The following is a 14235-nucleotide window of genomic DNA, read 5'->3' as shown; positions in this document are numbered from 1 at the left end:
GGAGCAAATATGTGAAATTTATTTAATAAATTATCAAATAGACTTTTAATATATGGTGCAGAAAATTGTCATTTGTGAGTAGTTAATATTTTCAAAAAATATGCTAATGTTAATTATATAAATTGAACTGGTGATAGTGTTTTACTAGTTGCTATGATAAATAATCATGTTTAAATAGTTAGGAAATTACTAACAAAAGGTTACTGCTGTTAATCATAAAAATTACAATCATGATACTGCTTTATTAATATTTACTGTGCAAAATGATGATTTAGCAATAGTTAAATTTAGTGGCCAGTGCTGCTGATACTAATTATGTTAATAGTATTTGGTTTTAGTCCTTTATTAGTAGCTGCTAGAAATGGTAGTTAAAACATTATTGGTAAAAGGTGCCGATATCAATTATGCTAATTAAGTTGATAATACAGCATTAATGATAGCTGGTAAAAATCAATTTTCAAAAATAGTAGAATTAACGACTTTAAGAATGAAGAATTTATTTGATGTTAAGATATCACCAATAACATTATTAATATTCTAGCAAATGAAACAGTTTGAAATCATTCATCAGCAATGAAAAATAAAATTATTACACTACTTCAAAATTATGAAATTAATTTAAATATCAATTTTCCAATTTTTGGTTTAGCTTTATATCAATTGTTAAAAAGAGAATTTATTAATAACCTAATATTTGGTGAAGAAAATTATTCAATATTACATATTGCTGTTTTAAATGATTGATTAAATTTAGTCTTTTCTCTAATAAGTAATTGATTAATTGATGTTAATTATAAAGATAATTCAGGAAATACAGCGTGAAATTATGCTTGTATGTTATTACAACCAAAAATTGTTTTGCTAATTAAAACAAAGGATCAATTAATGAGAGCAGATAAACAATTTTTAAAGCAACTTTCTTCAATATCAACAAACTGAAAGCTACTTGTAGCACAAGAAAATAATAAACTAGCAAGTGTAAGGAGAAATGAAATTATTTCTTGATAAGAGATTTGTACTATTGATTTACAAAGTGAGTTAATATTAAATTATAATCATGGTGCAAAAATTTTAAAAATGTAAAAAATATAATTAATTTTATAATTTACTATCATTCTTGGTAGCAATAACGTTTATTAAAAAAGAAAAAAGAAAATTTAAAGTGAAATAAAAAATAGTGGTAAGATAAAAACATAATAGATTTTTATACTTGGTGATTAGAATTTTTATTTTTATTATAAGATTCATATATTAATAAAAAAAGCATAAAATAATATTGCATATTATATTGTCTTTATTATTTTAATAAAAATAGTTCTGAGCATAAAAAGTATATTATACAAGTTATAGAATATGGAGGAGGAAAATATGTCAAAACGAAAAATTGTGCTGATTGGATGTGGTGCTGTTGGTAGTAGTTTTATTTATAGTGCTATTAATCAAAGTTTAGCACAAGAATATGTATTAATTGATGCTTTTGAAGCAATAGCTGAAGGTAATGCCATTGATTTTGCTGATTGTCAAGCAGGATTAGATCATCCTTTTACTTCAATTAAATCTGGAAATTATAATGATTGTAAAGATGCTGATATTATTGTTATTACTGCTGGCAGACCACAAAAAGATGGTGAAACAAGATTAAATATGGTGATTGATAATGCCAAAATTATGAAAGATATTTCTTTACAAGTTAAAAAATCAGGATTTAAAGGTGTGACAATTATTGCATCTAATCCAGTAGATATTATGACAGCTGTTTATCAAAAAGTTACACAATTTGATTATCACAAAGTATTAGGAACAGGTACTATCTTAGATAGTTTACGTTTACAACATCTAATTGCTGAAAAAATTGAGGTTAATCCAAAATCAGTTGCTGCTTATGTAATTGGTGAACATGGTGATTCTTCAATGATTCCTTGAAGTTCAGTTTCAGTTGGTAATAAAAATATTTATCAACAAGTTGCTGAAGGTAGAATTAAAAAAGAAGAATTAAATCAATTAAGAGATGAGGTAGCACAACGAGCTTACAAAATTATTAAATTAAAGCGTGCAACTTTTTATGGTATTGGTGTTGCTTTAGCATTATTAGTAAGAAATATTCTTGAAGGACAAAATAATATTTTAGTAGCAGGTGCTTATTTGCAAGGTGAATATGGTCATCGTGGTTTTTATATTGGCGTGCCAACAATACTTAATGAAAAGGGTTGAAAAAAAATAGTAGAATTGCCATTAACTAAAGAAGAACAAATTGCTTTTGATAAATCTTGTGCAATTGTTAAAGATACTTTAGAAAAAACTTTTGTTACTATTTAATTAAAATAGAAGAAAAGGAGTTTTATTTTTGTGGGTTCAAACATAGAAAATATTAATTATGGAGAAACATTAACAAATATTGAAACTTATATTGCTGTTTATAAGTATGCATTAAAAAAAGCACAAAGTCCCTTGTTAAAAACCTTCTTAATGGGTATTGCCTCTGGTCTCTTTATTGGTATTGCTTATATTGGTGCTATTTTTGGTAGTAGAGGATTAATGGATAATGGTATTAAAAATTTAACATTTGGTTTTATTTTTACTTTAGCAATTACGATGATTGTTTTTATGGGAGGTGAACTATTTACTTCTAATTCCATGATATTTATGCCATTGATTAAAAAACAAGTTAAATTAACAACAATGTTAATGAATTTACTAGTAGTATTAATTGGTAACTTTGTTGGTTGTTTTATTCTGTCATTATTTACATGATGAGCAGGTTTTTTTGATAATAAAGCTTTTTTAGATAATGCTGTTAGTATTTTTGATCATAAATTAGCATTGTCATGATGGAAAGCATTGTTCAGTGGTATTTTATGTAACTTTTTAGTAGCAGGAAGTGTTTACATTTCACATGCTACTCGTTCATCTACTGCTAAATTTTTATTAATTAGTTTAGTAATTATGGTCTTTGCTTTATCTGGCTTTTCCCATGTCGTAGCAAATGCTTATGTTTGAGGATTAGAACCTTTGTTTAATATTTATGGAGTTCATAGAGACTTTAATGTTTTTTTACAATTTGGTTATCAAATCCAATTACCAACTTTAATTGGTAATTTTATCGGTGGTGTTGTTTTATTACCTGGTATGTATTATTTAATGTTTAGAAAAGATTTACCAAAAATAGAATTATAAATATAATATTTAACTTAATCCATTACTTTAATTTTAAAGTAATGGATTTTATTATTTTTTCTTTAGCAGCAGTTTTAAAAAAATATTATTATAATTGCATATTTGCTGAAAATAATTCCCTTATTTAATTGAACTAACTAGTTAATTATGTAATAATATTGTATTGTATATAACTCAATTATTAAGGAGGCGCCTAATGCGTGATGGAATAACTTTAAGATGTGATGTTTGCAAAGAAGAAAATTATATTGCTGATCGTAATAAAAAAACGAAACCTGAAAAATTAGAAACAAAAAAACATTGTTCTCGCTGTAATCAACATACACTACATAAAGAAAAGAAATAAGTAAAACCTTATTTCTTTTCTTTAATCTGCAGTACAATATAATTAGTTATTAATTAATAATAAATTATTAAAAGGATTGAATTACAAATGAAAAATTTAAATAAAAAAGAAATTATTGAACAGTTATTAGCCACAAATAAAATAGACGCTATTCTTCTTTATTCTCCTGAAAATCGTTTTTGATATAGTGATTTTTTTTCAACATTAGGTTATTTATTAATTAGTGAAAATGCTGCTAATCTATTATTAGATGGTAGATATATTACTGAAGGCATAGAAAAAACTAGAAATGTTAAATGTCTACAATTTAATAATGTTTTTCTTTCATTACAAACGCTATTATCATCACAAAACATTAAAAAAATTGGTTTTGAAGCAGAATATATTACTATTGCGCAATTAGCAACCTGAAAACAACAACTAAAAAATATTGAATTTGTTCCAATTTATGTTAACTCATTACGAATGATTAAAGATGAAATCGAAGTTGCGCGAATTGCCAAGGCATGTGCGATTGGTGATTTAGCTTTTAAGGAAGTTTTAAATTTTATTCGCCCAGGAGTTAGTGAAAAAGATGTTGAAGATGTAATATTACGTTCATTTACTAAAAATGGTGCAACTAAGGCATCATTTGATACTATTGTTGCTTCTGGTAACAGAGGAGCAATGCCTCATGGTAAAGCCAGTGATAAAAAAATTGCTAATAATGAATTAATTACTTGTGATTTTGGTTGTGTATATCAAGGTTTTTGTTCAGATATGACTAGAACTTTTGCTATTGGGCAAGTTGATCCGAAATTACTTGCAATTCATGAAATAGTTAAAGCAGCACAAATGGCAGGGATTAAAGCGATTAAACCTGGTATTGCCATTGGTGAAATTGATAAAATTTGTCGTGATTATATTAAAGAAAAAGGTTATGACCAATATTTTTCTCATGGTACGGGTCATGGTCTTGGTATTGAAATTCATGAAGCACCTTGAGTTATTAAAAATGAAACTACTATTTTAGTTCCAGGAATGGTTATTACTGTTGAACCAGGGATTTACATTCCTAATTTAGGTGGTGTCAGAATTGAAGATGATATTTTAGTTACCAAAGATGGTTATCAAATTTTAACAAAATCAGCTCGTGAAGTTGACATTTGAAAAGGAGAAAAATAAAAATGATTAATGTTAATGATTTTAAACCAGGAATTACTTTTTTACATAATGAGAATATTTTAGTAGTTATTGAATCAGCACATTCTAAAAGTGGTCGTGGTCAAGCTCATGTTAAAGTAAAAGCAAAAAATTTAAGAACACAAGCTATTATTACTATTACTTTTACTGGTGATAAGACTGTTTATCCAGCTATTATTGATAAACGACCAGTAATTTATAGTTATGATGATGGTATGTATTCAGTTTTTATGGACAATGAAGATTATAATGAAATTAGAATTGATCAATCACGTTTAGTATGAGAAAAAAAATTTTTAGTACCTGGTAATGAAGCATTATTAAGAGTTTATAAAAATTTAGAAATACTGGGTATTGATTTACCACCATCAGTTACCTTAACGGTAGTTAATACTCCACCTGGTGTAAAAGGTAATAGTGTTTCTAATACAACAAAAACAGCTATCTTAGAAACTGGTTTACAATTACAAGTACCAATGTTTATTAATAATGGTGATAAAATTATAGTAAGTACTGATGAGGGAAAATATAAAACTCGTGCTTAAGAGAGGTGAATATTATGGATCTTCTTATTGAAGAAAGTAAAGTTGGAACATTAAAATTATCTTTATTAGTTATTAAAAAATTTATTTATATGTTATTAGTTAATGAAAATTATCAATTAAATTTAAATGATGTTGATGTTTTAATGTTAGAAACAAATGATAGTTCTGCTATTAATAATAATATTATTGTCCGCATAAAATTAGTTGTAAATTCAAGTGAAGATTTAGTAAATTTAAAAGATAAAATTAATAATTTAATTTTGAAACGTACTGAATCAGTTTTAAATTTATTTTTACTAAATGTTCATATCGTATTTATTGCTTGAAATAAGGAAGTAGAAATTAATAATGTTAGAACAAAAAAAAATAACGCAACATCATAAAAGAATTGGAATGATGGAAGTATTGTATCAATACTTCGTTGCAGGTCAAACACAGCAAGCTTTTAGACAATTTCTTTTTGAAGAAGAAGGAAAAACTTTAATTAATGAACAATATGAAATATTAAACAAAATAATTGATTATGAATATGATTTAATTAATTTAATTAATGCTAATTTAAAACCAGGATGAGATTTTGAAAGTTTAAAACCAATTGAACAAGCAATTTTAATTTTAGCAGTATATGAAATTGTTCATACTAAAACCGATAAAAAAATTGTCATTAATGAAGCTATTATTATAACTAAGGCTTACTGTCCAAATGATGCTTATAAGTATATTAATGGTGTTTTAGATAAAATAAATAAATAACTAAATTAAATTTGCTTATAAATGCTATTTTTAGCAAAATTAATTATCAAAACTAAAAAATAAAGTATAATTTACTTTAATAAACTTAATATAAGTTTTTGTCTCATTGTTTTGTTAAAAACAAGTGAGTTTTTTGTTTTTCAAAGGAGAAAGTAAATATGGCATTAACAAAAGAACAAATTGAAAAATTAACACCAGAACAAATCCAAATATTTTGACCATGACAAATTTCTGAACTAACAACACAACAAATTTCATGGTTTATACCACAACAAATTTCATGATTGACAGCAGAACAAATCCAAAGTTTTTGATCAGATCAAATTACATGATTGACACCAGAACAAATCCAAACATTAACAACAGCACAAATCGAAGCATTTACACCAGAACAAATCGAAGCATTTACACCACAACAAATCGAAGCATTAACACCCCAACAAATTGAAACATTAACACCTGAACAAATCCAAGCATTCTGACCATGACAAATTTCTGAACTAACAACACAACAAGATTTAAAATGTGAAATTAAAAATTTAACAAAAAAAATTAAACTTTTAGAAAAACAAAAAGCAGAAAAGAGTTGAAAAATAACTTGTTTCAATATTATTACTTTTGGTATTTTTAAATATCATAGAAATAAAAAAATTAATGAACAAATTAGAGAAATGCAAATTAAATCAGAAGAGTTAAAAATAAAAATAACTGAAAATACTAAAGTTAAATCAGCACTTAAAAATAAAAGATTAAAAGTTGCAACAAAAATAATTAATATTTTTAATAATTTGCTAAGTGATAGTACAAAACAAATTATTAATGTTCAAACTGAAATCTATCAAGAAATTTCGCAAAAATTGGATGCTATTTTAGAACATCAAAAATTTAAAACAATAGATCATACTAATTCATCATCTTTATTAATGTCAGATTCTTCAGGATATAATAGTGATGATGAGCAACAACTTCCTAATACTAATTCAAGATTACAAAATGATAAAGATAGTCGTTTAAAACAATCACTAGCAGTTACTTGTGAAAAATCAAACCATAATGATGATGATGGCATTGAAGTGATTCCAGAACCAGAAGAAAATGATGATGATGGCATTGAAGTTCTTTCACGTAGTTGTTTTTTAGATTCACTTTCAATAAATGATTTAGATCAAAATTTAGTAAATAATTCAGTAGATTGTTCATTATTAGTTCAAAATACTTTTAGTGATAATAGTGATAATAAACAACTATCTAATTCTAGTTGACAATTATTTTCAAGAAAAAATAGTGTTTTTAGTTTTCAAAACAAATTATCAAATATAATAGAGGAAGATGATGATGGCATTGAAGTAATTTCTGAATCAGAGGAAGATGATAACATGTCTGAACAAAAGAATATCTTATTAGAAAGAGAAGATAGTCCCCATGATAGTGAAGTAGAGCAATCAGTATTTGAACAAAAATCAGTAAATAGTGATGAATTAGTAGAATTATTTAATTGTATTAATAAATCTAATAAATTTTATCAACAAAATAAAATTTAACTTTTTATTTTTAAATAAGATAATAGACTACTAAAATAGTCTATTATTTTTACGATATCTTCAAAAACAGTATAATAATGTTATAAAACTAAATATAAGTTTTTGTTCATTACTTAATTTTAAAATAAATAGGTTTTTAATTTCTATATAAGGAACAAAATATGTTAACTAAAAAAATTGTTTCTTTTAAAAGTAAAACTAAAGAAGAATTAGATTAAAAGATATGTAAGTTTAATCAAGATATATATGAAGTTGATATCAAAATAATAGAAATAAGTACCAAAATTAAGTGTTTTAAAGATATACTTCAATATTTTAAAAGATGAAGAATTTTATGATAGGGAAATAGAAACAAATAAAAATTTAAGAGAACAAAAAAAGAATTCGATGATGAAATTATTTTTTTGAAGAAGAAAGTAACAAAATGACTAATCAAATGCAAATTCTTGAAAAAGATATTGTTGATTTAAGAAAACAACAAGCAGTAAAAAGTTGACAAATAACTTGTTTCAATATTATTACTTTTGGTATTTTTAAGTATTATAAAAACAAAAAAATAATAAGCAAATTAAAATATTAAAAAGCAAAATAAGAGATTTAAGTAAAAAAATAGCGAAAAATGAAAAAAATATTCAACGATTAAAAAAATTAAAGTTAAATCATCTTGAAGAAATTAAAACTTTACAAGATAATATATTTATTAAAATTGATGTTAATAATCTTAAAGAAATTAATCAAATTTTAACTACTATTATCGATAAACAAGTAGTAGCAGAGCTTGACGAAAGTAATCCTTTTCTAGTAAAGAAGTTATCGAAAGACAAAATGAAGATAGTGTTGTTGCTAGTGAAACTAAACAATCAAATAATAGTAAAGATAGTTTAAAGCTTTCTATCGAAGAGAATGATAGAGATTATTTTCGAATTGATGTAACTAATTATAATGAAAATAATCATAAAAAAGATAAGTTATCGTGAAGTGCTACTTTATCAAAAATGTCATCAATTAATTAAAAAGTAAAATAATTCATATTTTCTTTTAAGTATTATTTACTTATTTATTTCAATGTTATAATTATTTTAAGATTAAATTAAAATTTATAATTAGATTGGAAGTAAAAAATGATTCCTGAATATCGAATAGTTAACCATCTTTTGCTTTTAAAAAGTAATTATTTTTTTAAACGTGAAATTAAAAAACGCTTAGGATATTTAAAAGCAAAAGATTATCGTAATTGTTATAATTTACTATTTAATAGTAATAAAAATTTAATGTTCATGAAAGTAATAAGTGTTTATTTATATTTTAATAAAATTTCTTATAAAGAACATTTAAGATTAGTTGCTAATTTTATGTTAACTATTTCGGCTTTAATTCCTACCTTTAAGTGTCAAGAAAAGCAATTAGATAATTATCAAAATACTAAAAATCTTTTATTATTACTTGGTTGTAAGGATCAAATCAAAGATTGATTTGATGATGTGTCAAAAGTAGTAGTACCTGATTTTTTAACAAATAATTCTAAATTAAAAAAAGAAAATTTGTTATTAATTAAGAGATTAATCCATATTAGTGGTAATATTTTTATTAGTTTAAGTAAAAATAAGGCAAATATCAAAATTAATTATCAATTTGGTAGTTTATTAATGTTGTTTTACTTATTAGATTTAGAGACAAGAAAAACATTATTAGCAAAAGATAGTACTGATTTAAATTTAAAAGCTGTTTTTTCTTATGAAATATTATTTACTAATAAATTATTAATTTTAGATAAATTAGTTAATTGTACTATGTTATTAGAGCAAACTAATTTTAATTTTTATATTAGAATAATGAATTATTCATTATTAGGAAATTATGAATAAGTTAGGAGTAAAAAATGAATAATTATCATGTAATGATTAACAACATTAATAGTAAATTTTTAAGTATTAAGAAAGATATAATTATTGCTTTACCTATTACTTTTAATCGAAGTATTAATTATGAAGTTTATTTAGTTTTTGATAGTAAAGATATGTTACTAAATAGTAATAATATTTTAGAAAATAACAATAATTGTATTTTTATTGGTATTAATAGTCCTAATAATATGATCCGTTTTAATGATTTAGCAACGTATACTAATGATGATGTAAAAATATTGATGACAAAATATTTTCCGGAATTAAGTAAAAGTAATACTACTTTTCTTGGTGGCAATGCTAAAAACTACTTAGCATTTATTACGAATGAAGTGCTACCCTTTGTTATTAATAATTACCAGTTACAAATTAAAAATTTGAATGCTATTGGTTGTTCATTAGCAGCCTACTTTTGTTTGCAAATGCTATATTTATCAAAGTTACAATTTAATAAATTGTTGTTATTTTCACCAGCAATTTGATTTAATCCACTGATTATTAATGATTTAACAACTAAAGTTTTAAATAATAATCAACCATTAACAGTGCAATTATGAGTAGGTAAAAAAGAACCTAAATTTTTTGAGGGAAAAGTAATAACAAATTATGAAAAAAATACTATTGAATTACAAAAAATATTAACTAATAGAAAAATTATTAGTAATCTAGTAATTGATGAAAATGGTGCTCATGGTTTTAAGTGATGAATTAAATATATTAATGAAAATCCTTTTTTACTAAGTAATTAGATTAGGGTTTTTCCTTTTTTTTAAAAATATTGGTAATTTTTAGCGTTAAAATAATAAATGCAAAAAATAAGACAATAGTGTTAGTGGTAATAATGGCAGGTTGATGAGCCAAGATTGCAAAAGTAATTCATGTTATTGCTGATAGGACAAAAAGAATATACATATATAGTGATAATGATTTTGTATCTCTGGTACGAATTATTTTATAGCTTTGAGGAATTAAAACAATACTAGTTAAGACTGCTCCCATTCAAGATAAAATATTAATTGCAATTTCCATATCTTTCACTCCTAAATATTATTGAATTTTAACATGCTAAATATTATTATAAGCTATTAATCATTAAGTTGATAGTAAAAAAAATTAATATTTTACTATATAGGTGGAAAAATAAATAGAAATAATATCATTGTTAAATTTAATATTTAAAAATAAAAATTGTAACCAATAATATAGGTTACAACTCAATACTTTCAATTTTCTTTTACATAAAGAAAATTGAAAATAAAAAAACTAGTTAGGTCTAAATTTTGATCGATCGGCATCAGTAACTAGATAATTGTATCGTAAATTAAATAATTTTTAAATTATAAATATAAAAAATCATAAAGATTTATTTAACAATATTTTGAAGATAAACCTAAACATTAATTTTATATAGTCTTAAAAACTTTAGTTTTTTTTACTTTTTATGTAAGAACTTTTTTATTTTTTTGTATAATATTTTATATAAATTTATTAAATTTATATAAAATATTAATCCATTGTTTGCTTTGTCAAATAAATGGATTTATTATATTTTGAAAGGAATGTAAAAAATGATAGATAAAAACCAAGAAAATATTTTTAATGGTTGTGTTAACAATTTTATTAATATAAATGGATTAAAGATAAAAATAAATCAGCAATTAGCAATAATAAAAGAAGAATTTAAAAATAAAAATGAAATTAAAGAAAATGCTTCTAAAATTTTATTCAATTTAAAAGATAATAATTTTGAAATCAAAGAAAATCTTAGATTACTCGATTATATATATAGTCAAATAGAAAATATTTATAAAACACCAATTAATAATATTGAAAATAAAAATAAAAATTTAATTTTTACAAACAAATATATAAAAGTTAAATTAATAGAAGAGAAAAATGAGATAATATCAAAAAATAATCAAAATATTACATTATTAAATTATAAAAAAATTAGCAAATGAAAAAATAATTTAATTATAATTTTTACACTAGGTTTTTATAATAAAAATAAGAAACTAAATAAAAAAATTCAAAAATATAAAGAGGAAAACAAAAGATGAGAAAAATATTTATTAAAGTTAAATTGTAAAAAAAATGATAATGAAAGTGTTATTAACAATAACATGAAAACATTACAAAGAAAAGAAAAAGAATTTAATTTAGTAAAACAAGTTTTAGATAATTGTGTATTTTGTTTTACTGAAATTCAAAAAATTCAAGCACAAAGTAATTGAAAGCCAATAGATATAATAGAAACTATAAATTCATTCCCAGAACAAATTTTAACAAATAACTATAAACCAAACTCACCAAAAATGTAAAATTAATTATGAACACTAAGATAAATTAAAAATTAAAAGTGTTTGGAAATTCCCCAAACACTTTTAATTTTTATATTATTAATCTTGTCATTTTAATTTTTTACCAGCAATGCCCATAAAAGCTGCTAGGATTATTAAGCTGATTCCTCCATATAAATACATTTCTCATGTCATCGTGAATGTTCCTTCTCAACATTGAAAGTAGGGGAAAGTAGAATACTTAAATGGTGAGAAATAACTAATAATATTTAATATTTTACTACTTGTAATTCAATCAATTGGCATAATTGAACCACTTAAGTAAGCAATTGGTAAATATAAGACGTTAGCAACAGCAAAGTATGCAGTCATCGTTTTAAATAATGAGGCTAACATTATCCCTAAAGCAATTGAACTAATAAAAATAATGAAAATTCATGGCATAGTAGCTGCAATTTGGCTAGGCAGTGCAATATTATTTCAACCATAAGCATCACCAAAATAAATACCACCTCATAGTAATGTTCATAAGAAAGAAATGATGGAAGCAAATACACCAATAATGATGACAGCAGTAACAAAGAATAATGGATGAATATTAGTAGCACCAATTCTTTTTAGTAAGACAGAAGTTTTAAATTCAATAATCGTTTGTGGAATAATAAATATTCCAACTGAAATAATATTAACAATGGTAATTCCAGCAATCATTTGTTTAACAGCAGAAATCGTACCTGCGATATCGGCTCCAGTGTGTCTGATTGATTCACCTTGAATTCCCAAAATTAAAATTGGATAAATAACTAGAAAAAATGGGACAAAAAATCCTTTTATATAATATTTAAGCATTAATTTTAGCAAAGGTATTTGTTTAGCTGGATGTGCTTTTGTGACATTAACAATTTTATTTGGATCTTGTTGTCCTTTCTTTTTCGCTAATGCTTCTTTTTCAGCAGCAATTGTAGGTTTTTTATATTTTTGAAATTGTTGGAATGTATAGTCATGAACTGATCCATATTCTTTAACAACATCTTTAACAGTACGTTTTTCAATAATGTTTCCATCGTGCATATAAATAATACGGTTACAGAAATGTTCAATTTCACTCATATTATGAGAAACTAATACCATCGCTACATTTTTTTCAACAATATTTTTTTGTAAGAAATCAAAAATTTCTTCTCTAACTTCAATGTCTAAACCAGTTGACACTTCATCTAAGATAACCAAATCAGGTTTGTGAATGACACTTAATAAGATATTAAGTCGTTGCTGTTGGCCACCAGATAAAAACATAACATTTTTATTTTTCGCCGCTGATAATTGATAGGTATTTAATAGTTCATTTAATTGACCAATGTTCATTTCAATATTAAATGTTTCTAAATAGTAGATAAGCATGTCCATAACAGTAATGCCAGGTGGATATTTTGATTCTTGAAATTGGAAACCAATAACAGTACCTTCTTTTTTTTCAACAAGTCCAGATGTTGGTTTTCTAATGCCAGCAATAATTTCTGTTATTGTTGATTTACCACTACCATTAGCACCAATAATTCCAATTCGTTCACCAGGTTTAATTTTAATATTTAACTTGTTTAAAACAGTTTTATCGCCATATACTTTAATGATGTCAGTAGCATTAATCAGAAAGTCATTATTTTTCACAATTTTTTCATGTGTTGTTGCTGTTAGATTTGTGTTTATTTCTTTTGTTAACATTTGTTATTTCCTTTCTTTTCTCAAATTAATTATTTACTATTTTCACCTTTCAAGTTTGCTTCTAAGATATCATTATATACGATATGATTATAATTAACAATTAAAGTATGATTAAATTTTTTATGTATTAAATAGTGTTGTAATTAAAAATAATAATCAAGAAAAATAGAAGTAGTGATAAAATGTTTGTGATCAAAGCAGATGTATTATTAATATTACTGTAGATAGATATATCAAGAATGATTAAAGGTAATATAAAATATAATATATAATTAATTATTATTACTGTATAATTTGAAAAGAGATCTAATATGTTAGCGATTTTAAAATTAATGTTAGTTATTATTGCATTACCAGTTTTTTATCATTAATTTATAATAGTAGTATAGTTGAATGTAAATTAATAATATTTTTGGAATATTATTAATTAATTATTTTTCTTAAATATTATTGGTACATTTATTGATTGCATATTCTTATATGTAAAAAACAAAATTCAGAATTTAAATTTTGAAAAAAAGTATTCACAATAAGTTAAAGATGAAAAGGGAAATAAAACTGACAAAATTAATAATTGGGTTATTAGCGCTAGTTTTTAATATTAGTGATAATAATTCTAGATTAGAGACAGTCAATAATTATATAAAAAAGAATAATATTGCTATTTTTTATTATCAGTTATTTCATTTTCCACCAACCTTATAGCCTCCATAGCAAAAAATATTTTGTCATTATTGTTATTTAATGTTACAATTAACTTTAAAATAT

General features: G+C 23.5%; 16 protein-coding genes. 14 read left to right on the top strand and 2 right to left on the bottom strand.

Annotated features, from left to right (window positions below; genetic code table 4):
- Window positions 1-9: 9 nt before the first annotated feature.
- The 13 genes from ACQH25_RS05205 to ACQH25_RS05145 all read left to right on the top strand — a co-directional run bounded on the left by ACQH25_RS05205 (window position 10) and on the right by ACQH25_RS05145 (window position 10194).
- A complete protein-coding gene (locus tag ACQH25_RS05205; protein WP_425380985.1) occupies window positions 10-174 on the top strand; it encodes a hypothetical protein in 165 nt (54 codons plus the stop codon).
- A 399-nt stretch (window positions 175-573) separates the two neighbouring features.
- Entirely contained in the window at window positions 574-1008 is a 435-nt protein-coding gene (locus ACQH25_RS05200; RefSeq protein ID WP_425380984.1) for a hypothetical protein, read from the top strand.
- 360 nt (window positions 1009-1368) lie between these two features.
- Window positions 1369-2316 carry an L-lactate dehydrogenase gene (locus tag ACQH25_RS05195; RefSeq protein ID WP_425380983.1) on the top strand — a complete coding sequence of 316 codons (948 nt, stop codon included), beginning with the start codon at window positions 1369-1371 and terminating at the stop codon, window positions 2314-2316.
- 30 nt (window positions 2317-2346) lie between these two features.
- On the top strand, window positions 2347-3174 hold the full coding sequence (locus ACQH25_RS05190; protein ID WP_425380982.1) for a formate/nitrite transporter family protein: 828 nt from the start codon (window positions 2347-2349) through the stop codon (window positions 3172-3174).
- 196 nt (window positions 3175-3370) lie between these two features.
- Entirely contained in the window at window positions 3371-3520 is a 150-nt protein-coding gene (gene rpmG / locus ACQH25_RS05185) for a 50S ribosomal protein L33 (RefSeq protein ID WP_425380981.1), read from the top strand.
- A gap of 87 nt (window positions 3521-3607) precedes the next feature.
- A complete protein-coding gene (locus ACQH25_RS05180) occupies window positions 3608-4684 on the top strand; it encodes a M24 family metallopeptidase (protein WP_425380980.1) in 1077 nt (358 codons plus the stop codon).
- Window positions 4685-4686: 2 nt separating this feature from the next.
- Window positions 4687-5247: an elongation factor P gene (gene efp / locus ACQH25_RS05175; RefSeq protein WP_425380979.1), complete on the top strand. Its 561-nt coding sequence runs from the start codon at window positions 4687-4689 to the stop codon at window positions 5245-5247.
- 14 nt (window positions 5248-5261) lie between these two features.
- Window positions 5262-5630, top strand: coding sequence for a hypothetical protein (locus ACQH25_RS05170; protein WP_425380978.1), 369 nt, complete (start codon window positions 5262-5264; stop codon window positions 5628-5630).
- A complete protein-coding gene (gene nusB, locus ACQH25_RS05165) occupies window positions 5596-6000 on the top strand; it encodes a transcription antitermination factor NusB (protein WP_425380977.1) in 405 nt (134 codons plus the stop codon). Before ACQH25_RS05170 ends, nusB begins: the two co-directional genes overlap by 35 nt.
- 158 nt (window positions 6001-6158) lie before the next feature.
- Window positions 6159-7541: a hypothetical protein gene (locus tag ACQH25_RS05160; protein ID WP_425380976.1), complete on the top strand. Its 1383-nt coding sequence runs from the start codon at window positions 6159-6161 to the stop codon at window positions 7539-7541.
- Window positions 7542-7965: 424 nt separating this feature from the next.
- The gene (locus tag ACQH25_RS05155; protein ID WP_425380975.1) at window positions 7966-8121 is read left to right on the top strand and encodes a hypothetical protein; all 156 of its coding nucleotides are present in this window, start codon (window positions 7966-7968) and stop codon (window positions 8119-8121) included.
- A gap of 541 nt (window positions 8122-8662) precedes the next feature.
- A complete protein-coding gene (locus tag ACQH25_RS05150; protein ID WP_425380974.1) occupies window positions 8663-9406 on the top strand; it encodes a hypothetical protein in 744 nt (247 codons plus the stop codon).
- A gap of 14 nt (window positions 9407-9420) precedes the next feature.
- Window positions 9421-10194, top strand: a complete 774-nt coding sequence (locus ACQH25_RS05145; protein WP_425380973.1) for an alpha/beta hydrolase-fold protein — start codon at window positions 9421-9423, stop codon at window positions 10192-10194.
- A 1-nt stretch (window position 10195) separates the two neighbouring features.
- Here the strand turns inward: ACQH25_RS05145 and ACQH25_RS05140 are convergent, their stop codons facing one another.
- Complete coding sequence (locus ACQH25_RS05140) at window positions 10196-10474, bottom strand: SemiSWEET family sugar transporter (protein WP_425380972.1); 279 nt, start codon at window positions 10472-10474, stop codon at window positions 10196-10198.
- A gap of 539 nt (window positions 10475-11013) precedes the next feature.
- Between ACQH25_RS05140 and ACQH25_RS05135 the strand changes: the two genes are divergently transcribed.
- Entirely contained in the window at window positions 11014-11766 is a 753-nt protein-coding gene (locus tag ACQH25_RS05135; RefSeq protein ID WP_425380971.1) for a hypothetical protein, read from the top strand.
- A 78-nt stretch (window positions 11767-11844) separates the two neighbouring features.
- On the opposite strand, the gene ACQH25_RS05130 is transcribed toward ACQH25_RS05135, so the two are convergent.
- On the bottom strand, window positions 11845-13467 hold the full coding sequence (locus ACQH25_RS05130; protein ID WP_425380970.1) for an ABC transporter ATP-binding protein/permease: 1623 nt from the start codon (window positions 13465-13467) through the stop codon (window positions 11845-11847).
- Between the last annotated feature and the right edge of the window lie 768 nt (window positions 13468-14235).

The organism is Spiroplasma endosymbiont of Polydrusus pterygomalis, assembly GCF_964030825.1.
Taxonomy (GTDB): Bacteria; Bacillota_I; Bacilli_A; order Mycoplasmatales; family VBWQ01; genus Spiroplasma_E.
Note: the sequence above shows the minus strand (reverse complement) of the source record. Positions and strands in the feature narration are given on the sequence as shown.